24 protein-coding genes are annotated in these 24,278 nt (G+C 56.6%); 12 read left to right on the forward strand and 12 right to left on the reverse strand.

The genetic code is table 11. From position 1 onward, the window contains the following. Positions 1-29: 29 nt before the first annotated feature. The 3 genes from ACR3EM_RS00695 to ACR3EM_RS00705 are packed head-to-tail and all read right to left on the reverse strand — an operon-like array spanning position 30 to position 2,588. On the reverse strand, positions 30-818 hold the full coding sequence (locus ACR3EM_RS00695) for an SDR family NAD(P)-dependent oxidoreductase (RefSeq protein WP_480468903.1): 789 nt from the start codon (positions 816-818) through the stop codon (positions 30-32). Positions 819-831: 13 nt separating this feature from the next. Next, positions 832-1,797 (reverse strand): LLM class oxidoreductase, encoded by a 966-nt coding sequence (locus tag ACR3EM_RS00700; RefSeq protein WP_480468904.1) that lies wholly within the window; start codon positions 1,795-1,797, stop codon positions 832-834. Positions 1,798-1,811: 14 nt separating this feature from the next. Then, positions 1,812-2,588: a CmcJ/NvfI family oxidoreductase gene (locus tag ACR3EM_RS00705; protein ID WP_480468905.1), complete on the reverse strand. Its 777-nt coding sequence runs from the start codon at positions 2,586-2,588 to the stop codon at positions 1,812-1,814. Positions 2,589-2,695: 107 nt separating this feature from the next. Between ACR3EM_RS00705 and ACR3EM_RS00710 the strand changes: the two genes are divergently transcribed. Next, positions 2,696-3,607, forward strand: a complete 912-nt coding sequence (locus tag ACR3EM_RS00710) for a LysR family transcriptional regulator (RefSeq protein WP_480468906.1) — start codon at positions 2,696-2,698, stop codon at positions 3,605-3,607. A 463-nt stretch (positions 3,608-4,070) separates the two neighbouring features. Here ACR3EM_RS00710 and ACR3EM_RS00715 read toward each other — a convergent pair whose 3' ends face one another. After that, entirely contained in the window at positions 4,071-5,219 is a 1,149-nt protein-coding gene (locus ACR3EM_RS00715; protein ID WP_480468907.1) for an aromatic ring-hydroxylating oxygenase subunit alpha, read from the reverse strand. 93 nt (positions 5,220-5,312) lie between these two features. Between ACR3EM_RS00715 and ACR3EM_RS00720 the strand changes: the two genes are divergently transcribed. Next, on the forward strand, positions 5,313-5,924 hold the full coding sequence (locus ACR3EM_RS00720; protein ID WP_480468908.1) for a TetR/AcrR family transcriptional regulator: 612 nt from the start codon (positions 5,313-5,315) through the stop codon (positions 5,922-5,924). Between the two features lie 4 nt (positions 5,925-5,928). Here the strand turns inward: ACR3EM_RS00720 and ACR3EM_RS00725 are convergent, their stop codons facing one another. The 5 genes from ACR3EM_RS00725 to ACR3EM_RS00745 form a co-directional block, all read right to left on the reverse strand. Beyond that, positions 5,929-6,849, reverse strand: coding sequence for an ion transporter (locus tag ACR3EM_RS00725; RefSeq protein WP_480468909.1), 921 nt, complete (start codon positions 6,847-6,849; stop codon positions 5,929-5,931). A gap of 34 nt (positions 6,850-6,883) precedes the next feature. After that, on the reverse strand, positions 6,884-8,089 hold the full coding sequence (locus tag ACR3EM_RS00730) for a low temperature requirement protein A (protein WP_480468910.1): 1,206 nt from the start codon (positions 8,087-8,089) through the stop codon (positions 6,884-6,886). 177 nt (positions 8,090-8,266) lie between these two features. Next, entirely contained in the window at positions 8,267-8,920 is a 654-nt protein-coding gene (locus tag ACR3EM_RS00735) for a DsbA family oxidoreductase (protein ID WP_480468911.1), read from the reverse strand. A gap of 3 nt (positions 8,921-8,923) precedes the next feature. Further along, entirely contained in the window at positions 8,924-9,643 is a 720-nt protein-coding gene (locus ACR3EM_RS00740) for a glutathione S-transferase family protein (protein WP_480468912.1), read from the reverse strand. Next, the gene (locus tag ACR3EM_RS00745; protein WP_480468913.1) at positions 9,630-10,238 is read right to left on the reverse strand and encodes an NAD(P)H-dependent oxidoreductase; all 609 of its coding nucleotides are present in this window, start codon (positions 10,236-10,238) and stop codon (positions 9,630-9,632) included. The genes ACR3EM_RS00740 and ACR3EM_RS00745 overlap by 14 nt, the downstream gene beginning before the upstream one ends. Positions 10,239-10,368: 130 nt before the next feature. On the opposite strand from ACR3EM_RS00745, the gene ACR3EM_RS00750 reads away from it, so the two are divergent. Further along, positions 10,369-10,737, forward strand: a complete 369-nt coding sequence (locus tag ACR3EM_RS00750; RefSeq protein WP_480468914.1) for a winged helix-turn-helix transcriptional regulator — start codon at positions 10,369-10,371, stop codon at positions 10,735-10,737. A gap of 368 nt (positions 10,738-11,105) precedes the next feature. On the opposite strand, the gene ACR3EM_RS00755 is transcribed toward ACR3EM_RS00750, so the two are convergent. Beyond that, positions 11,106-12,482: a sensor histidine kinase gene (locus ACR3EM_RS00755; protein WP_480468915.1), complete on the reverse strand. Its 1,377-nt coding sequence runs from the start codon at positions 12,480-12,482 to the stop codon at positions 11,106-11,108. Next, on the reverse strand, positions 12,479-13,147 hold the full coding sequence (locus ACR3EM_RS00760) for a response regulator transcription factor (RefSeq protein ID WP_480468916.1): 669 nt from the start codon (positions 13,145-13,147) through the stop codon (positions 12,479-12,481). The genes ACR3EM_RS00755 and ACR3EM_RS00760 overlap by 4 nt, the downstream gene beginning before the upstream one ends. 139 nt (positions 13,148-13,286) lie before the next feature. Between ACR3EM_RS00760 and ACR3EM_RS00765 the strand changes: the two genes are divergently transcribed. The 6 genes from ACR3EM_RS00765 (at position 13,287) to ACR3EM_RS00790 (ending at position 19,898) form a co-directional block, all read left to right on the forward strand. After that, positions 13,287-14,375 (forward strand): tricarboxylate transporter, encoded by a 1,089-nt coding sequence (locus ACR3EM_RS00765; protein WP_480468917.1) that lies wholly within the window; start codon positions 13,287-13,289, stop codon positions 14,373-14,375. Between the two features lie 79 nt (positions 14,376-14,454). Next, a complete protein-coding gene (locus ACR3EM_RS00770; RefSeq protein WP_480468918.1) occupies positions 14,455-16,485 on the forward strand; it encodes a tripartite tricarboxylate transporter permease in 2,031 nt (676 codons plus the stop codon). Next, complete coding sequence (locus ACR3EM_RS00775; protein WP_480468919.1) at positions 16,482-17,549, forward strand: isocitrate/isopropylmalate dehydrogenase family protein; 1,068 nt, start codon at positions 16,482-16,484, stop codon at positions 17,547-17,549. Before ACR3EM_RS00770 ends, ACR3EM_RS00775 begins: the two co-directional genes overlap by 4 nt. Further along, positions 17,546-18,634, forward strand: coding sequence for a 4-oxalomesaconate tautomerase (locus tag ACR3EM_RS00780; protein WP_480468920.1), 1,089 nt, complete (start codon positions 17,546-17,548; stop codon positions 18,632-18,634). Before ACR3EM_RS00775 ends, ACR3EM_RS00780 begins: the two co-directional genes overlap by 4 nt. A gap of 50 nt (positions 18,635-18,684) precedes the next feature. Beyond that, the gene (locus ACR3EM_RS00785) at positions 18,685-18,921 is read left to right on the forward strand and encodes a hypothetical protein (RefSeq protein ID WP_480468921.1); all 237 of its coding nucleotides are present in this window, start codon (positions 18,685-18,687) and stop codon (positions 18,919-18,921) included. Next, positions 18,918-19,898 carry a D-2-hydroxyacid dehydrogenase family protein gene (locus ACR3EM_RS00790; RefSeq protein WP_480468922.1) on the forward strand — a complete coding sequence of 327 codons (981 nt, stop codon included), beginning with the start codon at positions 18,918-18,920 and terminating at the stop codon, positions 19,896-19,898. Before ACR3EM_RS00785 ends, ACR3EM_RS00790 begins: the two co-directional genes overlap by 4 nt. Here the strand turns inward: ACR3EM_RS00790 and ACR3EM_RS00795 are convergent. Further along, complete coding sequence (locus ACR3EM_RS00795; RefSeq protein ID WP_480468923.1) at positions 19,867-20,931, reverse strand: AbrB family transcriptional regulator; 1,065 nt, start codon at positions 20,929-20,931, stop codon at positions 19,867-19,869. The genes ACR3EM_RS00790 and ACR3EM_RS00795 overlap by 32 nt on opposite strands. 78 nt (positions 20,932-21,009) lie before the next feature. Here ACR3EM_RS00795 and ACR3EM_RS00800 point away from each other — a divergent pair, with 78 nt between their 5' ends. Genes ACR3EM_RS00800 through tcuB form a run of 3 tightly spaced genes read left to right on the forward strand, consistent with a single transcriptional unit; the run spans position 21,010 to position 24,153 of the window. Beyond that, positions 21,010-21,690, forward strand: a complete 681-nt coding sequence (locus ACR3EM_RS00800) for a GntR family transcriptional regulator (RefSeq protein ID WP_480468924.1) — start codon at positions 21,010-21,012, stop codon at positions 21,688-21,690. An 11-nt stretch (positions 21,691-21,701) separates the two neighbouring features. Next, complete coding sequence (gene tcuA, locus ACR3EM_RS00805; RefSeq protein WP_480468925.1) at positions 21,702-23,096, forward strand: FAD-dependent tricarballylate dehydrogenase TcuA; 1,395 nt, start codon at positions 21,702-21,704, stop codon at positions 23,094-23,096. Continuing rightward, a complete protein-coding gene (gene tcuB, locus ACR3EM_RS00810; protein WP_480468926.1) occupies positions 23,086-24,153 on the forward strand; it encodes a tricarballylate utilization 4Fe-4S protein TcuB in 1,068 nt (355 codons plus the stop codon). Before tcuA ends, tcuB begins: the two co-directional genes overlap by 11 nt. The last annotated feature ends 125 nt before the right edge of the window (positions 24,154-24,278 follow it).

Here is a 24,278-nt window from a genome sequence, read left to right on the forward strand (position 1 = left end):
ATGTGTTTGGCGCTAGCGCGCCGCTCGGGTCAGCTCGTCTGGTTGATTAAGCCTCTGATGGTGTTCATGACATCGGCAGCGTGACCTTTGTCGAACGCTGCGGCATGTGGATCCGCGAAATCCCCGCTGTCATTGTCAAAATAGGTACCTGAAGCGTCGGCGAACCGCGCACCCAGAGCCGCATCAATCAGGATAGCAGCGCCAATGCTCATGTCGTTCCCGGCCACGCCAAAGCCCTCTTTCACCATCTTTGAGGCCAAAAGTGATCCGGGATTTATAGCGACCATCACCGGCGCATTGGATAGTGTTTTGACCCATTCCCGGGTCCAGATGGTGATGGCCAGCTTGCTTTGGGCATAGGCTTCCATATCCGTCAGTGGGACATTGCCCTGCAGCGCATTGATGTTGACCGGGGCCTGTGCGGCCGATGACAGGTTCACGACGCGCCCGTCGGCGGGAATGATCGGCAGTAGCAATTCGGTCAGCAGATAAGGCGCAAGCGTGTTCACGACAAAGCGGATGTCCTGCCCATTCTCAAGCACGGTTTGCGGGGCCTTCAGCACGCCCGCGTTGTTGATCAACACATCCAGTTTGTCATGTTTGGCACGCACATTTTCGGCCAGCTTTCGAACGGCGGACAGATCGCTCAGGTCAGCGGTATAGGTTTCGACATCACCTCCGACTTCGGCAGCGGCGCGCTCCAATTTAGATGCGCTGCGTCCATGCAAGAGCACTTTATGTCCGTCGGCGGCCAGTTTCTTTGCCGTGAGCAGGCCAATGCCGTCGGTTGAACCTGTAATGAGAATAGTCTTGGTCATCGGGTCTGATCCTTTAGGAAAAGTCAGGCAGTACAGCGTCCGCCAGATGTTCGAGGGTTGTGTCGACGGAGGCTTGATTGAACCTTAGGTTCAGTGCGACGTGATTGACCCCGAGCGCTTCAATCTCGCGCAGATAACTGCGCAGAAAATCAGTCCCAGACTGAAACCCAAGGTGGATCGGGCGCGGAGGTGCAGCGGGATCGGCAACGACATCGACATAGAGCGATTGCATGACTGGTTTGTCCGGTTGGCCCGCTTCCTTCACGCGCCTCCGGTAGTCCGCAATAACCTGCCCCTGGGCAGCCGCATTGCGCGGATAAGTCATCCAACCGTCTCCGTTCTGCGCCACCCAATCGGGTGTTTGCTGGCTTCCGCCGGTGATTAGCATCGGCAGGCGGGTGCCATGCGGCTTTGGCAACAGATCAATGCCGCCAGACAGCGTGCCCCGCGCGCTTTCATACTTGGGATAGGTCGATCCGACCGCGCGGATGTAGTCAATGCTGTCGCGGAAACGAGTCCCACGGTCGTCATAGCTCTGGTTCATTGCCGGGTACTCCTCGGGCCGATCACCGGAAGCAACGCCCAACAGCAATCGCCCACCCGAGAGCATATCCGCTGACGCCGCTGCCTTGGCCACATGGGCGGGGTGACGCAATGGTAGGATCACGCTCGCCGTTCCAAGCGCAATCCGGTCCGTCACCGCGGCAAGCGCGCCCAGATAGACAAATGGATCGAAAACCTGCCCGGGATCCCCGAAGCTCGGAACATTGAAGGGCACGTCGCGCAGCCAAAGTGCTGCAAACCCGAGATCCTCCGCTTTCCGCGCGGCTTCCAGATGACTACGAAGCGTCGGCTCTGCACCGACTGCATAGGCTTCGAGTGGCAACACAAGGCCAACGCTCAGCCGTCCCGGTCGAAACACCCGGTTATAGGCCACATTGATTTGGGCAAAATCAGCAGGCTGCATTTCATCCAACATGTCTCAGGCCCCCTTTAATAACGCACCAAAGTGCGGCTCTCGATGCTTTTGCGAATTGTAGTGACGTTTGGATCCTCGACCATATCGAGCGCGCTGTGCGCAATCGATGGAAGGCCTTGATTGTCATAGATGTTGAAAATCGCGACCTCATCCGGCGTCATCTTGGATTGATATATCCATTCATGCTTGGGGTTTCCCACCAGCCCCATGATTTGCCCTTCGCGGTCGGGATAGATCAGATCCAGCAGTATCCAGTCGAATGACTCAACCGATGACGGGAGGACAAAGCCAAGGGGTGCTGAATTGATCGGATGCTCCACAGGGCGCCACACATTGACAAAAGCGTAGTGACCTTGCGCCCATTCCGCGGCAGCCTTGGCACCCAACAGGTCAACAAGCCGTTGCTCGGCTCCATCCTTGCTGTAGTCACTGTGGACGTTTCGTGCGGGCTTGCGCGTTGCCTCAGGGTCGTCCACCCGAACAGTATGATCAAAGATCACAACCTCCCGCGCGCCCAGCCTGTCCAAAGGCATCGCTGTCAGTTCCGCATCATATGTCTGTTTCCAGGCGTCGCCTGCAAAGTCCCGGACCTGCGTTGAGAGCGATGTGAATTCAATGGAATCAGCTGCAAATGTGACAGATGTGGATGTCGCGCGGTTGTCTGCCAGCACAACGGATTTCGGGTCCAGCTCGGGGGAAATCAGGTTACCTGCGATCCCACCTGCATCAAGTTCAAAAGCTTGCCGATGGAGTTTGTGCACATGGTAGTTGACTGTGGCCGTACGTGTCATTTGCACCTCCTGCCTGAGCTCTGTTGCGTCTAGGAAAAGGATTTAATGCCGATCAAATTGCAGATAAACTGCTTACTTATGGATTGATAATTCGGGTTTTGAGTATAATGGGTCTTGATACAGACGCGCTACGATTGTTTGTAAGTGCTGCTGAAATGTTGAACATCAGCGCTGCGGGGCGCGCGTTGGGCATGGCCCCAGCCGTCTCCAGCGCAAAGCTCGCCAAGTTGGAGCAGAACTTGGGTTCCGAACTTTTGCACCGTACGACGCGCAAAGTGTCGCTGTCGGTCGAGGGTGCCGATTTCCTGCCTTTCGCGCGCGAGATCATCGCGCAGGAAGAGGCGGCACTGGCGGCGCTGGGCAAGCAGACGTCAGCGATCCAGGGCACATTGCGCTTCGCTGCGCCAAGCACCTTTGCGCAACTCTACATCGCACCGATCCTTCCAAAGTTCCTTCAACAGCACCCCGACCTCACGCTTGATCTACGCCTGTCGGATGTGCAGTTCGATCTGATCGAAGGGAGCTACGACCTTGCCCTCAGGAATGCGCCGCTTGTCGACACCAGTCTGAAAGGTCGAAAATTGGCCGATGACCGCCGCATTCTTTGCGCTGCTCCGCACTATCTCGATACCTACGGCATTCCCAAAACACCTGCGGATCTGGCAACCCACCACCTGATCGCCTTTCAAAATCGCCAACCGCGCCTGCTGACAGGGCCAGCAGGTGAGAAAGCCGTCTTCGACCCTGCATCGGCCAAAGGGCAATTGATTATCGACGACGGCCAAAGCCAGGTCCGTGCCACACTCGCGGGGGCCGGTATTTCCTTGAACGCTCTGTGGAGTGTACATGACAAACTGAAGTCAGGCCGATTGACACAGGTGTTGCCGAACTTTGAGGCCACAGAAGACAATGTCTTGTGGCTGATCTATCCCAAGTCCAACGTACTGTCCCCGAAAGTGCGAGTGTTCATCGACTTTCTGATCGCGGAGATTGGCGCAAAGCCACCTTGGGAAACATGACCCAAAAGGATGTCCTGCGCCTTGTAGGATATCCCAGCGCCAAGACCAGGAGTTAGGTGATAAACGGACCCGTCATGAATAGTCGCTAAAGGTTGGTCTCTCGCACATAAGTGGCATTGGGCACCGGCTTTCCAGCGCCCGATTTTGATCGGAACACAACAACCACTGAAAGCAAATAAGCGCCATAACAAACTGGCAACAACACCAAACAGGTTTCATGTGAAGCGACCCTTGGTCAAATGGTCAGCTCAACCGTCGACCAAAGGCACCATCTACTTCAATCCACCCGACAGCAGTCATTGATCTTGGTTTCAGGGAATGCCTGCGACGAGCCCAATGCAACCAATAGAATACCGGAACAGCGATTGCATTTTGAAACTTACCTTAACCGCAACCGAAGCGCCGTTGCAGGTTAGTGCATCAGTACGAAACCCAAAACCGCTAAGGCAAAGGTCTGAGGTCGTTAATTCGCAAGCATTTCTTCGATGCAGATATTAAACCTGTTTAGTGCCCCCTCGAAACGCCCGAATAGATGGCTTGGATTGCCGCGCGAGGCAAAGCCGGATTGGATTTCTTCGCCCAACTCGAAATCCTCCGTCAAGGCGATCACAGTGATCTTTTGGTTTCTATCCCAATGCGCCTGCATCTCCTCCGTATCTGGCGCGGATCTCGGAACCAACGTTGCCATGCGGACATGGGTCAAGTCATGGGCGATGGGTTCGAAATGGAACCACATAACATGATCCTGCTGCACCAGAAGCTGAGTGTTCGCCATCAGGGTAAACACCATATTGGCATCCCGCCGGATCTCCCATTTGTCTTCGGGTGTATCGCGCAGATCCGGCATCGAAATGCGAGGCAGAATTGCACGCATGTGAGGGCCGAACATCTGGTATGTCAGCAGGTTGTCAGGGAAATAGGGGCCTATTGTATTCTTGTGAGCAACCCGGAAATGATAAGCTTCCATCCCGCCTTCCATCAACAGCTTCCAATTTGCCTTGATGTCAATTTCCTGAATCGCTGCGATGCGGTGTTGATCTAAACCAATCCAGTCCAGATCGCGGCTAATACCCGCAAGCCAATTGTCCATATTGGGCATCTCTGCGGCATCGGGATTGGCGACTATCCAAATAAATCCGTGCATTTCGACACAGGGCAATCGGCGTAGGCCGCGTTCGGCGCGGGGCAGATCGGGAAATCCCTGTGCTTCTTGCGGCACGGCTCGCAACTCACCTTCGTTGGTCCAACTCCAGGCATGGTACGGGCAAGTGAAGACGCGCTTGCAGCCTTTGGCCTCTCGCTCCAACGTTGCACTGCGATGACGGCAGACATTGAGAAAGGCGCGGGCCATTCCATCTTCGTCACGTGTCAGCAGAACGGGTAAGTCAAAGAACCGTTTGGTGAGGAAAGCGCAGGGTCCTTCTAGCTCCGAGCTTTGCGCGACGATGACGGGGCGTCGCTGAAAGATCATAGCGCGCTCGCGCTCGAATCGTTCGGGGCTGGAATAGCGTGAAATCGGGGAATGCGCGATGGTGTCGTCAAGAAAAGCCGATTTCTGATCCGCGAGCCCGATGATCTCCTTTATCAGCCCGATTTCGGTTTGTCTGTCCATCGCTTGATCCTCCACTTACCAATCGGTAAGTTACTTACCACTTGGTAAGTTGCAGTGCATCTGATACTTAACGTCAGAAACGGAGTTCGATAGATGAACAGGCAGAATGATGCGAGGGCGGGCTATCTGGAAATTGCCTCGAAACAGTTTGCTGCGAACGGCTATCATGGCGTAAGCCTTGCTGCATTGGCGGGTGAAGCAGGTGTTTCAAAACAGGCGCTGCTACACTTCTTTGGGACAAAGCAACGGCTGTACTCCGAGGTTCTTTCTGGTCTCGCTGATCGGCAATTTGCCGAAGTTGAAGCGGCAAAGCACCCTGACCCGATGATGCACCTCAAAGCCTATTTCAATCGTTTCCTGGCGTCCAACTTGTCACGGCCTGATGACGCACGCCTGACCGTTCGGGCGTTGCTGGACGCCGATGAGAACGCAAAGGTTTGGCCTATGAAGGTCTATCTGGACAGGTTAGTGGAAATTTCTCGCAGTACTCCAGTTGGTCAGGATGCCAGTGAAACCGAACTGCGCACTCAAGTCTTTCAACTGATCGGAGCGGTACAGTATTTTGCCATTTCCCTGAACGCGATCAGCGGAATGTACGGAAAAGCCAACGCCAAAGAGCTGGCAGACAGTTTTTCCCAGCAAATCTCGGGCACCGTGGACAGCCTGTTTGGAGCGGACAAACCAACCGATACTGGAACCAAATGATCGCTCAGGTCTTAACCTTTTGCTCAGTCGGTTGACCGCAGGTAGGGCAGTGATCGGTTTCTGACAACGTTTCAGCATGCACACGATCCCGGATATGGTCTGCCGCGCGGCGAGACAGTCCCAACTGCTTGCGAACGGCATCGATGTCTGCCTCGTCCGCCTCACAGATGTCGCCGTCTTCCAGCGCCTTTCGGAACTCGTGCTCCAGGCTGGCGCGTCGGCGGTGCAACTGATCATTCAGACCGCTGGCGATGATCCCTGCGGGCAAAGCGGCCATACCAATGCCGATCACTGTGATCGCAGCGCCGAAAACCTTGCCCGCGACCGTTACGGGGGTCACGTCGCCATAGCCAACGGTCGTCAATGTCGCCATCGCCCACCACATCGCCGCGGGGATGGAACCGAACGCCTCGGGTTGCGCCTTATGCTCTGCCAGCCAAGCACCGCTCGCCGCAAAGATCAGCATCACCATCAGGATGAAGAAACCTGCAAAAAAAGCGCCAGCCTCCTCCTCGAACACGGCAAGCAACATGCCGAGTGCGGGCGAGTACCGCGTGAGTTTGAGTAGCCGCAACATACGGAAGGTCCGTAGCAGACGCAGGTCAACCGGGAAGAGCAGGTAGAGCAGCGCTGGCAATATCGCCAGCAAGTCGATGATGGCGATCGGAGAAACGGCCCAGGACGCACGCGTTTCATACTTGGGGTTCTCCGCCGCGACCCAGAGTCTGGCCACGTATTCGACCACGAATACGAACAGAGAAAGACCCTCGAACAGGTTAAGCGCGAAACCCCAGCGGTCGTAGATAGAGTCGACCGTCTCAAGGATGACAGCGGCCACGTTCAGAGTTATCAGGGCGATCAGAGCTATTTCCAGCAACCAAGGACCCTTGGCAGCCCGGTCCGGGCGTTCGAGCCACCAATACACTCGTCTTCTCAGCCCGCTTGAACCTGTCACAGCTTCACTCATGTCGAAACTTCGACCAGGCGCGCATCAACGGAAACGCGATTTGCGAGAGTAGGGCGATACCCCAGACCAGATTGCCAACCAATGAAGGGACATGTGGGACGATATAGAAACAGGCAATTGCCAGAATGATCCCGAACACCCGCACATCCCAGCGCCCGAAATCCGAGGCAAGGCGGTGTTCGATGACGTTCTGAAGCACCCAAAGCATGGCGATGTAACCGGCTAGGCCGAAACAGCCAAAGGCGGCATATTCAATTGGGTATGGCTCCCAGAACCCGACTTTGACCTCTGCAGCAAGGGCCACACCGACCATGACGCCGCAAAGCATCAATATCAGGTGCGCAAGCCACCAGATGACCAGGGTCGACACCTTTTTGTCCTTCGGTTTGGCGTTGCCGACAAAATCGAAATAGATCCAACACATCACGAACATCGAAACGCCGCCGATGATGAAGTTGACCAGCACATCGGGCGAGACTTTGTAGATGCCTTTTTCGGACAGGGTGACAACGAGTTTGAAGAACCCTTCGCCCAATACGATAAGTGTCAGCAGGGCAAACCGTTCAGCCATATGACCAAGCCGCGGAACGAACCGCTCGAAACGCAGGACAGTGACACCGGGGATCATGTATAATGCCTGCGTGGCCACCATTGCGGCGGCGAATACCCAATAGGCAAGAGGTGTCGGCAGAAATGCAGTGATGGCAAAGATAACCGCAAAGATCGAGAAGTTGCGGATCTGCACGGACGACATCGACTCACCCGAGGAATTGACCCGTCGAGCCCGATAGTAAAGCGCTGCAATCATGGCCCGGTTCGCGGCAAAGCCCAAGGCGAAAAAGACCCAGCCCTTGCCGTCAATCGCAGGGATCGCCGCGGCCATGAACATCACCGTACAGATCATCACCGACATGATGAGACGGTGCCAGAAATCGGTGCTGATGTAGATCGAATTGAAAATGCTGAGCTCACCCCACGCATACCACAGCGTGATGAAAACCCCTGCGAACACAAGAAATCCGTGCAAATCAAGGTGGTGCGACAGGTAGTTGCCCAACAGGAAGATCGTCACGACATGGATCAGGTCATAGAACAGCTCGGCCCAGTGGACGTGGTCATGTGCATGGTCAAGGTCTTGGTGATGTTGAGGCTTTCGCCACATGGGGTGTTCGTGCAGGGCCATAAAGAATGAACTCATGAAGTTGATAGATTGAGGTGGCCGACATGCGGCCACCTTATGTCTGATTTTGGTATTGCACCAAGCTTGTCGCGCAGACTGGCACCATACAACCCCTGCGATGGCTGTTCGGCAAGGGCATGCCGGGCAAAAAGCATCTGTCATGGGGTGTTCGAACCGCGACGGGCTCTGCAGGCGTCACGCGGCCTGATCGTTTTGCAGTTGCTGCAAGATTCGGGTGTAGTTCTCTTCGCCTTGCGCGCCAGTCACGAGGTGACGTTGGTTGAACACCATTGCAGGGACGCCCTGAATGCCTTGACGGATCCAGAACTGCTCTTTCTGGCGCACGCTGTCAGCCCGTTCCCCGCTTTGCAGCATAATCAAAGCTTTAGCACGGTCCAATCCGATACTGGCAGCTGCATCAGACAGAACCTGCACGTCCGAGACGTCCTCGCGGCGCGTAAAGAACGCTGCAAACAGCGCCTGTTTCATGTCGTGCCCCTTGCCTTGTTCAGAGGCCCAGTCGATCAGTTGGTGTGCGCGAAACGTGTTATACATCCGCATGTCGTCCGCATAGTTGAAGGTAAACCCAAGCGCGGTTCCCAACTGCGTCAAGCGGGCACGCGCCTTGATCGATCCTTCCAGAGTTGTCCCGTATTTTGCAGCCAGATGCTCGCGCAGGTTCTCTCCGCCCTCGGCCATTTGGGGGTTCAGCTCGAACGGGTGCCATTGGATATCTAGTTCGATCCCGGCATCGTGCGCGGCCTTGGCCAGTTGGTGATAGCCAATCACGCACCACGGGCAGACAACGTCCGACACGATGTCGACACGGATGGAGAGAGCGTCTTGCACGGTTCAGGTTCCTTTCACATCGCCGGAAAAACGCGCGGCGTTCTCCTTGGCAAAGGCGCTGGCATCTGCGTCTGCATCCCAGAATTGAGGGTTTGCTTTGGGGATGGTCAGCGCTCGCTGCACGGCCGGCCGGGCATCAACGCGGTCGAACCATGCATTCAGATGCGGCAGGTCTGACACATCTACCCGTGCCCAGACATAAGCACGCGCCCACGGGTACAGCATCATGTCAGCGATGGTATATTCGTCTGCGGCGATCCACTCGCGCCCGTCCAGACGCGTGTTCATCACCTCCATCAAGCGGCGGCTTTCGTCCACGTAGCGACGGATTGAAAAGGGCTCTTCATGGCCATTGGGTGCGGCGATGTGTTGGAAGTACATCGCCTGCCCCATCATCGGGCCGACGTGGCCCACTTGGAAGAACATCCACTGCATCACCTCGGATCGTTTGACCGGGTCCGGCGGCAGGAATTTTCCATACTTTTCGGCCAGATGCCAAAGGATCGCGCCGGATTCGAAGATAGCGCGTCCTTCTGCACGATCTTCGATAGTCGGGATCTTACCGTTAGGGTTCAGCGCCAGATAGTCCGGCGCTTTCTGTTCCTGTTTGGAAAAGTTGATGTGAGTCAGGTCGTAGGGCACACCTACCTCTTCCAGAAAGATGACCGGCTTGTAGCCGTTCATCGTGCCGGCGGTATAAAGGTGGATATCAGGCCGGGACATGTTCGACCTCGGCAAATGCGGCCTTCAGGTGCGCATCAAAGCGGGTAAAATCGGCTTCGATCTCCGGGTTCTTCATAACATCGAACGCTGCAAAAGTTGGCAGGGGCTGCATGGCCAAGAACCTTGCGTTCAGGTGCATCGGGCGCAGCAGATCATCAACGCTGCCACCGGCAAAGAACGGCTCGGATGCGTCGTCGAAAGCCTCTCTTGGCGCATTGAACGTGACCGACAGCATGTATGTCTTGCTGCTTAGCGTGCCGCCTGTACCGTAGTTGGCCTTGGGCGCGTCCGTTGTACGGCCATCCCCTGCACTCAGACGACCATCCATCCCGACCGTGTAAACCTCATCTATGTATTTCTTGAAAATCCACGGGACGCCCATCCAGTTCACCGGGAACTGCATGATAACTGTATCGGCCCAAAGGTGCGCTTCGACCTCGGCATTCGCGTCGTAACCATCGGCAACGGTGGTCACGCGCACCTCGTGCCCCATGGCTGTCAGCGCCTCACGCGCATGGTCCGTCAGGCTGGCGTTCAACCGCCCGGGGGCGAATTCGTAGGGCTGGGTGCCGTTCACGATCAGGATTTTGCTCATGTCCATATCCTATAGGTACAATCTCTGAACCCTTGACTTGTCTTGGGTTCAGAGGGAACTTGAGGATGCAGGTTGCAGAAATCAACCAGTATACTTTTAGTAACCTAGTTTCCTGAGTGAAAGGACGACGATGCTGGCACGGATTAACGAGGATGCCAAAGGACGTCGACAGGTCTCGGAGGCCTGCCTGGAGCCATGTGCCATCGAGCGTGGAATGCGGATCATCGGCGGAAAATGGACCGGATCGATCCTGTGGCACCTCAGGGATGGTCCTGTGCGTTTCAATGATCTGTCCCGCATGATCGGAGGGGCCAGCAAGAAGATGATCACCGAGCGGTTGCGTCAGCTTGAGGAGCAGGGCCTGGTTACGCGGCAAGTGATGAATACCGCTCCGGTGTCCGTTCAGTATTCCATCACCGAGTTTGGCCGCACAGCGCTCGGGTTTCTCGACGAGCTACGAAAGTGGAGTGAGGGGTTACATAACGGTTTGAAGCGATAGATATAGTCCCTGTTTTCTATTCTTGTATTACGGTTTGGATTTCCAGTGGGCACTCTGAGAACGTAAAATCTCGCCAGTACAACGTATGAAGTGGTTTGAAAGACTCAGTGTTAGACATCAGTGAGCTCGATGCCCCAACGAAAGCAGTTCGGTGCTTGTGTCGGTGACCAACATGTATCGCCCCTCTATTTTTAAGCCGCTGGTGTGCAACGAGATCAATATGTATGCGTCGCTACCCAATCTTCTGTCACGTGAGCATTGAGTTTTCCGTGTTCTCGGTGCCCGAATTAGGCAGGCGGTTAACATGATCACACCGGAGCCGATCAACGCGTCATCAAAGCGAGAGAGTATTGCCTATTGACCAGCCGTTAAAGGTTACTTGCTTGATGCGGAAATGTGAGCGTAAGGCTTGCACCTTTGTTAGATGGATCGATCGAAACCTGCCCTCCGTGGCGTTGCGCCACGGCGGAGACGATTGATAATCCAAGACCACTTCCCTGTGAGTGTTCCAGCTGCGAAAATCGACCGAAAGCCGCTTCGCTTTGGTCGGGTGTAAGCCCGGCGCCGTCATCGGCTACCGTCAGCCTCACCGTGCTATCATCACGCTGTAATAATACTGAAATCCTGCTCAACGCCTCCCCACCGTGCTTGAGGGAATTGTCGAGCAGGTTCTTGATCGCTTCGCCCAAAAACACCTGATCGCCTGAAACCAAGACCACGTCATCAGGCATGGTGACCTCGAATTCGATCCCCTTCGCGAGGATATGAACACCCATTTCCGCACAGGAGTCTTCGACAACTGAGCGGAAATCAAACTCATCTGCCTTACCCAGATGCGTCGGGTGTCTGAGCCGTTCGAGCGACAACAATTGCTCGGCCACGGTTGCAGAGTTTTTCGCTGCGGTCACAAGTTCTGCGATGCGCTCTTCTTTATCGCCATCCGTTTTCGCGTCACGCAGAGCTTCGGCCATGGATTGGACCGCAGCTGCCGGATTTCGCAGCTGATGCGCTGCTTCTGAGATAAACACTTGATGGGCGTTGATGCTGTGTTCGACCTGCCCAAACAGTCGGTTCAGTGTTTGGACGATGCCATGCACTTCGACCGGGACCGGGCGTTTGATCTCACTGAGATCATCCGGCGAACGAAGGTCGATTGCGTCCTGCAGGTCCAGCAAAGGTCTGAGGCCGCGTGCGACGCCGAACCAGACAACAAGTGCCAGAGTGGCGAGAAGGATGCCCATGAGGATGATGGCGCGGATCGACAATTCATTGGCGAAGGCGTTGCGGTCAGCCATGAGTTGCCATGCCGTAACCGTCGCATCCCCCACAAGATTGTCCAGAGTGATCCGTTCAGTCATCCTGAGGACGCGGACAGGTTCGCCCCGGTAAATCGCTTCAAAAAAGAAGGGCTCATAGGGGTTTTGATCTTCAGGTCTTGCACTGGTTGGAGGGTAAGCATAGCCGGTCACATAAATTCCGCCGGGTCCTGTCACATGATAGAAGACCTCTCCGCCCGAGGCATCTCGGATCATGTTCCGCGTAGAGGGCAGCAGTGCATCGCCTTCAGAAATCGTGACATCGCGCGAAATCGCCAGGCCCGCAGATAGCAGGCTGTCGTCAAACAACTCCTGCGCAGTTTGCTGGGCTACCGTAAATCGCCAATATCCAAGCAGGATCGCGAGCAGGACTAGGGGTGTCAGAATGAGGACGAAAAGCCTTTGCCTGAGCGAACGGTGTCCAATCACTTTTCGACCTCAAGCAGATACCCAAGGCCGCGCGCTGTCTTTATCCTGATACCAAAATTCTGGAGACGTTTTCGCAGCCTCGATACATGAGGTTCAACGGCTGAGTCATCGACATCAGCCCCCACCCCATAGACATGGTCCGTCAGTTGGCTTTTGGGAACGATTCTGCCGCGTCGTTCCAGCAGACATTCCAGCACGGACATTTCCCGGCGCGGAATATCCAGAACTCCGCCATTTACGCTGACCTGTCGTGCAACGCGGTCGAATTCCAATTCGCCTATGGTCTCACGCGCGCCATAATCGAGCTGTTTGCGGCGAGACAGCGCCCGGATGCGTGCTTCCAGCTCGTCCATTTCGAACGGCTTCACCAGATAGTCGTCGGCGCCCATATCCAGACCCGAAACCCTGTCGCTGGTCTCGGCACGCGCTGTGAGCAGGATAACAGGAACTCCGTCGCCGCGATTGCGCAGAGATTTCAAGATATCCAACCCTGACTGACCCGGTAGATTAATATCAAGAACAATGAGGTCCGCGCCTTCTTGCTGAAGGTAAAGGGCCGCTTCATCGCCATCAGTCAGCACATCTGCGGCATGACCGCGATCACGCAGGCGGTAGGCAATAGCGTTGGCGAGGGTTTCATTGTCCTCGACGATGACGATCCGCATCGGGTCTCCTGCAAGTTTCACGCAAGGTTGGCGCTCCATGATTGCCAGATGGGAGGGGGAATCAACCCCACAGTTCTATTTGCGATCACGATGGCGCAGAGCGCGCCGACGTGGTTGTCTGGTCAACAGGGAGGAACCAATGGCCATTTCCAAATTCACCCGTCGTGCCGTCGTGGGGCTGATCGCCGCCGCCGGTATCGCAGCACCTGCCGCAGCCGAAGTTGATTTCTCGGGCAAGACCATCGAGTGGGTTATCCCGTTCTCGGAAACAGGCGGGTCTGCCAAATGGGCCAACTTCTTTGCCCCGCTTTTGTCCGAAGCGCTGCCGGGTCAACCGACGGTGGTCGTTAAATTCATGCCTGGTGCCGGTTCGACCAAGGGCGCGAACTGGTTTCAGGAGCAGAGCCACGATGATGGCACGCTGCTGTTTGGCACCTCGGGCTCGACTCAGTTCCCGTATCTGCTGAGCGATCCGCGCGTGCGTTATGAATACAACGATTGGATCCCGGTCATGGCATCCGGGACCGGTGGTGTGGCCTATCTGAACGCCGAGGACGGTGCCAAATTTGATGGCTCCGCAAATGCGCTGAAAGACACCAACTTCATCTATGGCTCGCAAGGCGCGACGCGTCTTGACCTTGTGCCGCTGCTGGCATGGCAGATGCTGGGTATGAATGTTGAGCCGGTTTTTGGCATCAAGGGTCGCGGCGATGGCCGTCTGATGTTCGAACGCGGTGAAGCCAACATCGATTATCAGACCTCATCCGGATATCTGGGTGGTTCGGCTCCGTTGGTTGAGGCCGGTCAGGCTGTTCCAATGATGACCTGGGGTGCGCTGGATGCCGATGGGAACATCGTTCGTGACCCGACCTTTCCTGATATTCCGACCTTCAAAGAAGTTTGCGAAGCAACAGATGGCTGTGAAACCAGTGGTGAGGCGTGGGACGCTTGGAAAGCGTTCTTTGTCGCAGGTTTCCCGGTTCAGAAGCTGGCCTTCCTGCCCGGTGACACACCTCAGGAAGTTGTCGATGCATACACAGCAGCGTTCCAGGCTGTGACCGAGCGTGGAGACTTTGCTGACATTTCGTCCAAACGCGTTGGTAAGTACCCGGTATTTGTGGGCGACGGCTCCAAGTCGGCGCTGCAAACCGCGACAAACGTCGATGACAACGCCAAGGCCTATGTCCTGAACTGGCTCAAAGAAGCCTATGGTGTCGAGCTGAACTAAGCCCAAACACCACCGCGCGTGCCCCAATGTCGGGCGCGCGCTTTTCCAAACACAAGACAATTTATGAAAGGCGGCCGCTATGGAGGTTTTCGCCACAGCTCTTCCTGCGCTCAGTGACGCGTGGGGTCTGATCCTGCAACCTATTGTTCTGGGGTACCTTGTTCTCGGTGTCGTCATGGGGCTGGCCGTAGGTGTTTTCCCGGGGCTTGGCGGTATCGCTGGTCTGTCCTTGTTGCTGCCTTTCATGTTCGGGATGGACCCGATCCTTGGTCTGGCCCTGATGATCGGGATGGTCGCCGTTGTTCCGACTTCTGACACCTTCGCATCGGTTCTTATGGGGATCCCCGGAAGCTCAGCCTCGCAAGCTACGGTGTTGGACGGCTTCCCAATGGCGAAAAAGGGTGAGGCCGCGCGGGCATTGTCAGCGGCCTTTGCTTCATCACTGTTTGGTGGTCTGGTCGGCGCAACGTTCCTGACCATGTTCATCCTGGTCGCGCGGCCCATCGTTCTGGCATTCGGTCTGCCCGAGATGCTGATGATTACCATTCTTGGCTTGTCGATGGTCGCCATTCTCGCCGGGCGTATCCCGCTAAAAGGCGTTGCCGCCGCAGGGTTGGGCCTGATGGTCGGTACGATTGGCGAGGCGGACGCAGGCGGTTCGCTACGTATGGCGACCTATGACATTCCCTATCTGACGGATGGTCTGAAGTTAGTCATTGTAGGTTTGGGCATTTTTGCGGTACCCGAAATCGTCTCGCTGTTGCGACAAGACCGGTCCATTGCCAAGGGCGCTTCGCTAGGGGCTGGTTGGCTGGATGGCGTCAAAGACTGGGCGGCGAATATCTGGCTGTCGGTCCGCTGTTCTATCATTGGCGTGGTTGTCGGTGTCATCCCCGGCCTCGGAGGCTCGGTGGTAGACTGGATCGCTTATGGCCATTCGGTTCAATCGACCAAAGACAAAAGCAACTTCGGCAAAGGCGAAGTGCGTGGCGTCATCGGGCCGGAAAGCTCGAACAACGCCAAGGAGGGCGGGGGGCTTGTCCCAACGCTGCTGTTTGGTATCCCCGGCTCGGGTTCCATGGCGATCTTTATCGGCGCTGTTGCACTGTTGGGATCCGGCGATATCGAGGTCGGTCCTAGCATGCTCAAGGATAATCTCGACATCACCTATTCGATTGTCTGGCTGCTGGCTCTTGCCAACGTGGTGGGCACCATCCTGTGTATCGCAGCCTCGGGTGGGATCGCCAAACTGACAACAATCCGCTTCACTTATCTGGCGCCGTTTCTGTTCATGCTGATCAGCTTCGCGGCATTCCAGTCCGGTCAGAACTTTGAAGACCTTCTGGCCCTGTTTGTCATCGGCCTGATCGGCATCTTCCTGCGCCGTTTCGACTGGTCGCGCCCGGCCTTCCTGATTGGGTTCGTGCTGTCGAACCCGGTTGAGAAATTCACCAACCAGGCGTTCCAGATCGCCTCGTTCCGCTTCCGCAAGAGCTTTGGCGAAGGCATGGAATACGTTTTCAGCCCGATCGTGATCGTCCTGATCGTGATCACTGTGGCTTCGGTCATTCTGGGCATCCGTCAGGCCAAGATGATCATGGCCGAGGGTGAGGTTCAATCCGGCAGCAAGCGCGCGCCGTTGGTTTTCCTGCTGGTGATCATGGCCTATCTGATCGTGGCATTGGTCAACGCCAATATGATCCCCGACTACAACATGACCGACAAGATCATCCCGTTGGTGATCGGCAGCGTCTCTTTGTTCTGCTGCGTGATCTTGCTGATCCAGATGATGCGGCGACCTGAGGGGGATGCGATCTTTGCCGACAAGGAGATCGCCGGCGAAGATGCCAGCGCCCCCCACGGCCTCTGGTCGACCTTGGCGTGGTTCGGCTCTCTTATCGCGGCCACATGGCTTGTGGGCTTCATCCTCGCCCTGATCGGGTTCCTGATCGCCTTCTTCCGCATTCGTGCCGGTTCAAGCTGGCAGATGACGCTAATCCTGACGGCTTGCGGAATCGGCTTCATGTGCTTCATGGCAGGGGCGCTGAACCGGGATTTCCCGCCGGGTCTGTTGCAGGACATGGTGAGCCTGCCATGGCCGCTGAAATGAGCGATCATTTAGAGTTGCTGTGCCTCGAAGGGGATGGCATCGGGCCAGAGATCATGGCCGCAACGCTGGCGGTTCTTCGTGCCGCCAGCCCATCCTTTAGGCGAGAAATCAGGTTTGAACATAAGGATATCGGATTTGTCGCGTTAAAGGCGGAAGGTTCAACGATCCCGCACGCGGCAACTGAGGCCGCGAAGCGCGCTGACGGAGTCATCCTCGGGCCAGTTTCACACAACAGCTATCCGCCTGTCGATCAGGGCGGACGCAACCCATCAGGAGTTCTACGTAAGGAACTGGAGCTGTTCGCCAACCACCGCCCGGCCAGAACTTGGCCGGGATTGGATGCCCCGTCCCGCAAGGCGTTCGATCTGGTTGTGATGCGCGAAAACCTCGAAGGGTTCTACGCCGATCGCAACATGTTCGCCGGGGGCGGAGAGTTCATGCCCGAGCCCGATATCGCGCTGGCGTTCCGGAAGGTAACGCGTTCGGCCAGCATGGATATCGCACGGGCTGGATTTGAACTGGCCGCGTCACGCCCAGCCAAACACGTGACAGTCATTCACAAGGCCAACGTTATGCGTATGACGGACGGCTTGTTCCTCGACTGCACCAGAGCTGTGGCCGAGGAATTTCCGGGTGTCACTTATGACGAAATGCTCGTCGATGCAGCGGCGGCGCATCTGGTGCGCGATCCCTCGCGCTTCGACGTTTTGATCACCACAAACATGTTCGGCGACATTCTAAGTGACCTAGCCTCTGAACTGGCAGGGGGGCTGGGGTTGGCCGGGTCCCTGAATTTTGGTGTTCGTCACTCTGTCGCTCAGGCCCAGCACGGTTCTGCCCCTGATATCGCTGGCAAGGACATGGCCAATCCGGTCTCGCTGATTTTGTCCTCCGAAATGCTGCTGCGGCATCTCGGAGAAACGGAGGCCGCTGACCTGATCCGCGCGTCCGTGTGCACGGCACTCGCGTTACCCGAAACCCGAACGCGAGACCTGCAAGGCGCGCTCGGCACCCGCGAATTCACCGAAGTTCTGACAAGCATTGTTGAGGAGGGCCTGAGATGACTCAAACGGCAATTCCGTATGTCTTCATGCGTGGAGGCACGTCACGCGGCCCGTATTTCCGCCGATGTGATCTGCCAGAGGATCTGGATACTCTGGCTGACGTCCTGATCTCCGCGGTCGGAGCTGGTCATCCATTGAACATCGATGGGATCGGGGGTGGCGCTGCAGTCACGACCAAAGTCGCTATGCTGTCGGTCAGCGAAGATGATTGGGCAGATATCGATTACTTCTTCGCTCAGGTCTCGGTCGAAGAAAAACTGGTGGATTTTAAGCCGACCTGCGGGAACATCCTGTCCGGGGTCGGACCTGCCGCAATCGAAATGGGTTTGATCGAACCCGCCGGAGACGAAACGGAAATCCGAATTCTGGCCGTCAACACAGGGGCACGGGTTGTCGCCAAGATGCAAACACCCGATGGCCGATTGACCTATGACGGAGATACCGAGATTGCCGGTGTGCCCGGTTGTGCTGCGCCTGTGCAACTGAAATTCATGGGGGTCGTCGGCTCGTCAACCGGGGCCTTTCTACCCACGGGCAATCTGCGTGACACGGTTCAGGGGATTGAGCTGACCTGCATGGATGTTGCGATGCCGATGGCCATCGCCCGTGCTTCGGATTTTGGTTTGACTGGGTATGAAAGTGCTGAAGACCTGGATGCCAACCGCGCGTTTTTTGATTGCATGGAGGCCGTGCGAATCGAAGCGGGAAAGCTGATGGGTATGGGCGATGTTTCTCAATCCGTGACGCCGAAGTTCGGGATCGTGTCACCTGCCCGCGATGGCGGGACGATTTCCGTCCGGTATTTCATGCCATGGAAGACGCACCCTTCGATGGCAGTTACAGGTGCACAATGCATGGCATCCTGCGCGCTGACGCCGGGAACCGTTGCTGATGGGTTGCTTGAGCGACCGGAAACCAGCCCGGCCGATGTTGTGCTGGAACACGCGTCAGGGAAAATCGACGTGCTGGTAGATTTCTCGTCTGAGGAGGGGTTCGACTTGAAGGCGGCGGGTTTGGTGCGAACGGCGCGTAAGCTGGCGGATGGCCATGTCTATGTTCCGCAAAGCGTCTGGAAGGGGAGTTGATTGCGGATTGTCCAATTGGTATACTATGGTATACATAAAGGAGTGCTGCGATGGACGACTATTGCGAATGCCTGGAAATCGCATGTCAGGAACTCAAACTGGCGCAAATGGTTTTGCGCCGCGACATTGCCGAATATCCGACGCCGGTCGCCGGTTGTGATGAGCAATTCAATCATTTGCTCGACCAACGCGAACGTGTTCGGAACGCACTGGCCGCGCTTGAGGCCCCGCACTTTGTTCCGACCCCGAGGCGACTGGAAACCGGTCAAGGTGTTGAAAGCCGATGAAAGTTCACATTCTGGATGACTGGTTTGACACGCTGCGCAGCCTGCCGTGTTTTGCGAAGCTCGCCGAACACGACGTAACAGTGTGGACGGATCATGTCGAAGATACTGGCGAATTGGCCTCTCGCTTACAGGATGCAGAGGCGTTGGTCTTGTTTCGGGAGCGCACCAAAGTCACTCGCGCTTTGCTTGAGAAATTGCCCAATCTGAAACTCATCAGCCAACGCAGCGTATATCCGCATGTGGATGTGCAAGCCTGTTCCGATCACGGCGTGCTGCTTTGCTCGAACATGCACGGGGGCACGCCGTCTTATGCCGCGGCTGAGCTTACCTGGGCCTTGATAATGGCTGGCATGCGGGATCTGCCTGCACAGATGGCTTCGGCCAAGGCGGGACATTGGCAAGCCGGAGTGGGCAAGACATTGCGCGGTCGTCAGCTCGGCCTCTACGGTTATGGGCGCATAGCCCGCGCCGTTGCCGGATACGCAGAAGCCTTTGGAATGCACGTTACCTGGTGGTCGTCCAGCGATGGCCGCGCGCGTGCCACGGCCGATGGCGCGCATGTTGCATCCAGTCGAGACGCATTCTTTGGTGACAGCGATGTGGTTTCAGTGCATGTCCGCCTCAAACCGGATACCAAAGGAATTATCACACCAGCCGATTTCGCCGCGATGCAACCGGGATCGTTGTTCGTAAACACTTCGCGTGCCGGGCTTATACAACCCGGTGCCCTGCTGGAAGCTCTGAACGCCGGTCGCCCCGGAAAAGCAGCGATTGATGTGTTTGATACTGAACCGTTGACTGACCCGAATGACCCGTTGCTGGCGCATCCAAACCTGATTGCGACGCCACATATTGGTTTTGTGACCGAAGACGAGTTCGACCTACAGTTCTCAGACATTTTCGATCAGGTGGACGCTTTTGGCGGCGGCGCTCCGATCCACATGATCAATCCCGAGGTCTGGACCAGCGCAAAATAAGATTGGCCGCTATGGGCGCGCCGATAATCACCAGCACGATCCTTGTCAGATGGTGCGTTATGACAAAGCCCAGATCCGCACCCGAGACGATGGCTAGAACTGTCATTTCAGCTTGTCCGCCGGGGGCGAAAGCCAGGAAAGCCTCGACTGGGCGACCGAAGCCCAAGGTGGTGACAACGGCGGTGAAAGCGGCTGCCAGGATGGCAAGGACAATGACATAGGTGAAGCCTGCTGCCACGACCCGGCGCAATTCGACCCATGTAACGCCGACGAATTTCACACCGATCCCGCATCCGATAAAGAACTGTGCTGCCAGGATGGCCTCGCGCGGCGGTCGGGTATGGATGAAATCCCCCAAGGATAAGGCAGCCGTCAGGATCATCGGGCCGAGGATGGACGCTCCGAACAGGCCGATGCGCTCACCGCCTTTCCAGCCGATAAGGGCAGCCAGAACCATCAGTGCCAATTCATGTATCGGCAGGTCGCGCGCGGGCTCTCCGATCGGGTTGGTGAGCTGGGCATCGTAAAACACCGTCAGAAACAGCGGGGCCAGCGTTACGATGATCAGAACGCGCGTACCATGGATCAGGGACAGGGTGCGCGGGTTGGCGCCAGCCTCAGTGCCGAAGATGATCATGTCCTGCAACCCACCCGGCATGGCCGCGTAGAAAGCAGTGGTGGAGTCAAAGCCCCAGACTTTGCGGAAGAATGGCACTCCAACCAGCGCAATCAGCAGAATGAAGAACGGGATCAGCGCAATCGATGCTGCCATCTTTGGCAGTTCTGCGAACAGGGCCGGGGTAATCGAAGCCCCCACTGCCACGCCCAGTATGGTGCGGGCCGCAACCGAAACCTGCCCGAATCCTTTCATGGGGGCATGAGCCAAGGCTGCAATCAAACATGCGCTCATCGGGCCGAACAGAAAGGGCAGCGGCAGATTGAGCGCCCAGAAAACTCCGGTGCCCAGAAGTGCAAGACCCAGCGTAACGGCCCGTTTTTTCAGAAGAGAAGGTGTTTTGTTCTGGGCGGGCAAGGCGTGGGTTCCGGTAATGTTGACTCGTTATGTATCCAAATGTATACAAATGGACGCAAGAAGACAAGTGAGCCCGTAATGACTATCCAAGACGACCCTTTACAGCCCGGCCCGCAAGGCAATTCCGCGTATCAGCGTCTGCTGGACGAGATTCGCGAGGGCACCCTTCTGCCCGGTGAACGTCTGCGCGAGATCGAGCTGTCGGAACGGCTGGGCGTCAGCCGCACCCCGGTGCGTGAAGCGATCCGGCAACTGGAAGCCGACGGATTGGTCACCCATGTTCCTCGGCAGGGCGCGACCGTTCGCAGCCTGGATTACGTCGAGGTGATGGAGCTTTATGAGATGCGTGCTGTGCTTGAAGGTACCGCAGCACGCCTAGCTGCAAGGGCAGCGTCAGATGTCGAGCTGGATGAGTTGGACGTGTTGAATGATCGGTTGGCCGAGGCGGGCACAGGCCCGGATGCGGCTCGGATCAACCGGATTTTCCACGCAACACTTTTGGATGCAGCCAAGAACCGGTTTCTCGCGAAATCCATGTTGTCCTTGCAAAAGGCGCTGCTGATCCTGGGGCCATCGCAACTGCTGGATGGTGACCGGGCTGAGACGGCAGTCTCTGAGCACCGCCGCATCATGGCTGCGCTGAAAGCCCGAGATGGTGCGGCGGCCGAAACAGAGATGCGCGCGCATATTCAGGCCGCACAACGGATGCGCATCCGGGCGTTACAGGAACGCGATCGAACAACCGACGAAAATCAGTAGGTAGACAGGACATGGCCACCCAAAAGGAAGCTTACGATATCGCTGTGATTGGTGGCGGCAACGCCGCTCTTTGCGCTGCGATGACTGCCGCTGAGGCAGGGGCCCGCGTTTTGATCCTCGAAACGGCTCCGAAACCTTACCGTGGCGGTAACTCGCGCCACACGCGCAATTTTCGCTGCATGCACAAATCTCCGCTGGGTCCGCTGATTGAGGAATACAGAGAGGACGAATACCTGTCGGACCTGCTGAAAGTCACCGGAGGTAAAACCGACGAACATTTGGCGCGTCTGGCGATCCGCACCTCGGAAGAATGTCTGCCGTGGATGGAAGAGCACGGGGTTCGGTTTCAACCATCGCTTTCAGGGACGCTATCGCTGGCGCGGACCAATGCCTTCTTCATGGGAGGCGGTAAGTCTTTGGTGAATGCGTATTATCGGACAGCCGCAGCTCTGGGCGTTGATGTGCTATATGAGGCTGCGGTTACGCATCTGGAACTGAATGGCGAGCAGATCGAATGGATCGACTATACCTATGAAGGTCAATCTCATCGCATTGCGCCCAAGGCGGTCATCGTGGCCTCGGGCGGGTTTCAGGCCGACACGGATTGGCTGACCCGGGCATGGGGTGAGCCTGCAAAGAACTTCCTGATCCGGGGCACGCCGTATAATCGGGGCGTGGTGCTGGCCGACCTTCTGGACCAAGGCGTCGAGAGCGTCGGGGACCCGACCCAATGCCACGCCGTCGCCATCGATGGGCGTGCGCCGAAATTTGACGGTGGCATTGTCACCCGTCTGGACTGTGTGCCGTTCTCTATCGTCGTGAACAAAGATGCTGAGCGGTTCTATGACGAGGGCGAAGACGTCTGGCCCAAACGCTACGCGATCTGGGGCCGTCTGGTGGCGGCGCAGCCGGATCAGGTTGGCTATGTAATCATCGATGCCAAATCGCTGAACCTGTTCATGCCGTCGGTATTTCCGCCGCTGAAGGCGGACACGTTGGAAGAACTGGCCGAAAGGATGGGTCTTCCCGCCGACAAGCTGCAGGCTACCGTCACTGAATTCAATGCTGCATGCGGTGATACCAGTGGATTCCATCCGACTGAGTTGGACGGTGTTACCACCTCGGGTTTGACCCCGCCCAAGACCAACTGGGCGCGTCCGATCACCGAGCCGCCGTTCTATGGTTACTCGCTGCGAACCGGTGTGACCTTCACCTATCTGGGCTTAAAGGTCGACGATACGGCTCAATGTTCGACCGCCAACGGAAAGATCAAGAACCTTTGGGCGGCCGGCGAGACCATGGCCGGGTCGATATTGGGGCAGGGGTATCTGGCCGGATTTGGCATGACCATCGGAACCGTTTTTGGACGCATCGCAGGACGTGAGGCCGCAGCCTATGCAAACTGAACTGATACAAGAAGCCCGCCGTCAGGCCGAAATTTGCAACGCTTGCCGGTATTGCGAGGGGTATTGCTCGGTATTCCCATCACTACATGCCGAACGCGCGTTTTCGGACGGTGACATCACGCAACTGGCCAACCTTTGTCACAACTGCCGGGGTTGTTACTACGCCTGTCAGTACACGGCACCTCACGAGTTCGACCTGAACCTGCCGAAAGCTTTGGCCGAGGTTCGTCGAGACAGCTGGGAAAGCTTCGCCTGGCCGCAACCTCTGGCGCGTCGGTTCCACACACATGGCGGAGCTATAACCTTAGCGCTTGTGATCGGATTTGCCCTCCTGTTCTGGGCTATTCGCGCCATTGGATCGAGCGGAGGGGAGGGCTTTTACGCCGTCCTGTCCCACAATGCGATGGTCGCGATCTTTGCGCCCGCGTTTTTATTGCCGCTGTTTAGCATAGCGATCAGCCTAAGGCGCTATTGGACGGAGGTGGGCGGGAAGCCCATTCAATTTCGCGACATGACAGCCGCCTTCAAACGCGCCGCAAAAATGCAGGATCTGGCCGCAGGGCATGGCGAGGGCTGTAATTTCGAGGACGAAGACCGCTTCAGTCAGGGTCGCCGCCACATTCATCAGGCCATCATGTATGGCTTCCTGTTGTGCTTTGCGTCGACCTCGATAGCGACCGTCATGCACTATGGCTTCGGAATGCACGCGCCATACGGATTCTGGTCTTTACCTAAACTGTTCGGCATTTCCGGCGGCGTGTTGCTGACCGTGGGTTGCGGCGCAATGGCTTTGCTCAAGCAAAAGTCTGACCGCGAACTTGGTGACCCTTCAGCATGGGGGGGTGATATCGGTTTCATCCTGTTGCTGGGCTTTGTGGGCTTCAGCGGGTTGGTGCTCTATGCCCTAGGCTCAACAGCTCTGATGCCCGCGCTTCTTGCAATCCACCTTGGATCAGTCCTGACGTTCTTCCTGCTGACACCCTTTACCAAGATGGCGCATGGGTTTTACCGGCTTGCGGCTCTTATCCGGGATGCGCAGAGGCAAGCTAGACTTTAGACGCTTTCTGAGAGCCTGTGGTTGTTGAACCCAACCTTAGAGAATTGTGCTTTGCAAATTGACTGCGGATTCGTCAAGCCAAGGTGCTCAAGTTGAAAAGTGTTTTTCGCGACCGGTCTGGCATT

It is taken from the genome of Ruegeria sp. AH3 (genome assembly GCF_056536265.1).

Excerpts from the sequence above, each read along its gene's own strand:
- ACR3EM_RS00780 (WP_480468920.1), top strand. The coding sequence starts at position 17,546 with ATGACTCAAACGGCAATTCCGTATGTCTTCATGCGTGGAGGCACGTCA.
- tcuB (WP_480468926.1), top strand. The coding sequence starts at position 23,086 with ATGCAAACTGAACTGATACAAGAAGCCCGCCGTCAGGCCGAAATTTGC.
- ACR3EM_RS00740 (WP_480468912.1), bottom strand. The coding sequence starts at position 9,643 with ATGTCCCGGCCTGATATCCACCTTTATACCGCCGGCACGATGAACGGC.
- ACR3EM_RS00800 (WP_480468924.1), top strand. The coding sequence starts at position 21,010 with ATGACTATCCAAGACGACCCTTTACAGCCCGGCCCGCAAGGCAATTCC.
- ACR3EM_RS00695 (WP_480468903.1), bottom strand. The coding sequence starts at position 818 with ATGACCAAGACTATTCTCATTACAGGTTCAACCGACGGCATTGGCCTG.
- ACR3EM_RS00710 (WP_480468906.1), top strand. The coding sequence starts at position 2,696 with ATGGGTCTTGATACAGACGCGCTACGATTGTTTGTAAGTGCTGCTGAA.
- ACR3EM_RS00790 (WP_480468922.1), top strand. The coding sequence starts at position 18,918 with ATGAAAGTTCACATTCTGGATGACTGGTTTGACACGCTGCGCAGCCTG.
- ACR3EM_RS00765 (WP_480468917.1), top strand. The coding sequence starts at position 13,287 with ATGGCCATTTCCAAATTCACCCGTCGTGCCGTCGTGGGGCTGATCGCC.
- ACR3EM_RS00715 (WP_480468907.1), bottom strand. The coding sequence starts at position 5,219 with ATGGACAGACAAACCGAAATCGGGCTGATAAAGGAGATCATCGGGCTC.
- ACR3EM_RS00705 (WP_480468905.1), bottom strand. The coding sequence starts at position 2,588 with ATGACACGTACGGCCACAGTCAACTACCATGTGCACAAACTCCATCGG.
- ACR3EM_RS00760 (WP_480468916.1), bottom strand. The coding sequence starts at position 13,147 with ATGCGGATCGTCATCGTCGAGGACAATGAAACCCTCGCCAACGCTATT.
- ACR3EM_RS00700 (WP_480468904.1), bottom strand. The coding sequence starts at position 1,797 with ATGTTGGATGAAATGCAGCCTGCTGATTTTGCCCAAATCAATGTGGCC.
- ACR3EM_RS00770 (WP_480468918.1), top strand. The coding sequence starts at position 14,455 with ATGGAGGTTTTCGCCACAGCTCTTCCTGCGCTCAGTGACGCGTGGGGT.
- tcuA (WP_480468925.1), top strand. The coding sequence starts at position 21,702 with ATGGCCACCCAAAAGGAAGCTTACGATATCGCTGTGATTGGTGGCGGC.
- ACR3EM_RS00775 (WP_480468919.1), top strand. The coding sequence starts at position 16,482 with ATGAGCGATCATTTAGAGTTGCTGTGCCTCGAAGGGGATGGCATCGGG.
- ACR3EM_RS00785 (WP_480468921.1), top strand. The coding sequence starts at position 18,685 with ATGGACGACTATTGCGAATGCCTGGAAATCGCATGTCAGGAACTCAAA.
- ACR3EM_RS00720 (WP_480468908.1), top strand. The coding sequence starts at position 5,313 with ATGAACAGGCAGAATGATGCGAGGGCGGGCTATCTGGAAATTGCCTCG.
- ACR3EM_RS00750 (WP_480468914.1), top strand. The coding sequence starts at position 10,369 with ATGCTGGCACGGATTAACGAGGATGCCAAAGGACGTCGACAGGTCTCG.
- ACR3EM_RS00745 (WP_480468913.1), bottom strand. The coding sequence starts at position 10,238 with ATGAGCAAAATCCTGATCGTGAACGGCACCCAGCCCTACGAATTCGCC.
- ACR3EM_RS00730 (WP_480468910.1), bottom strand. The coding sequence starts at position 8,089 with ATGAGTTCATTCTTTATGGCCCTGCACGAACACCCCATGTGGCGAAAG.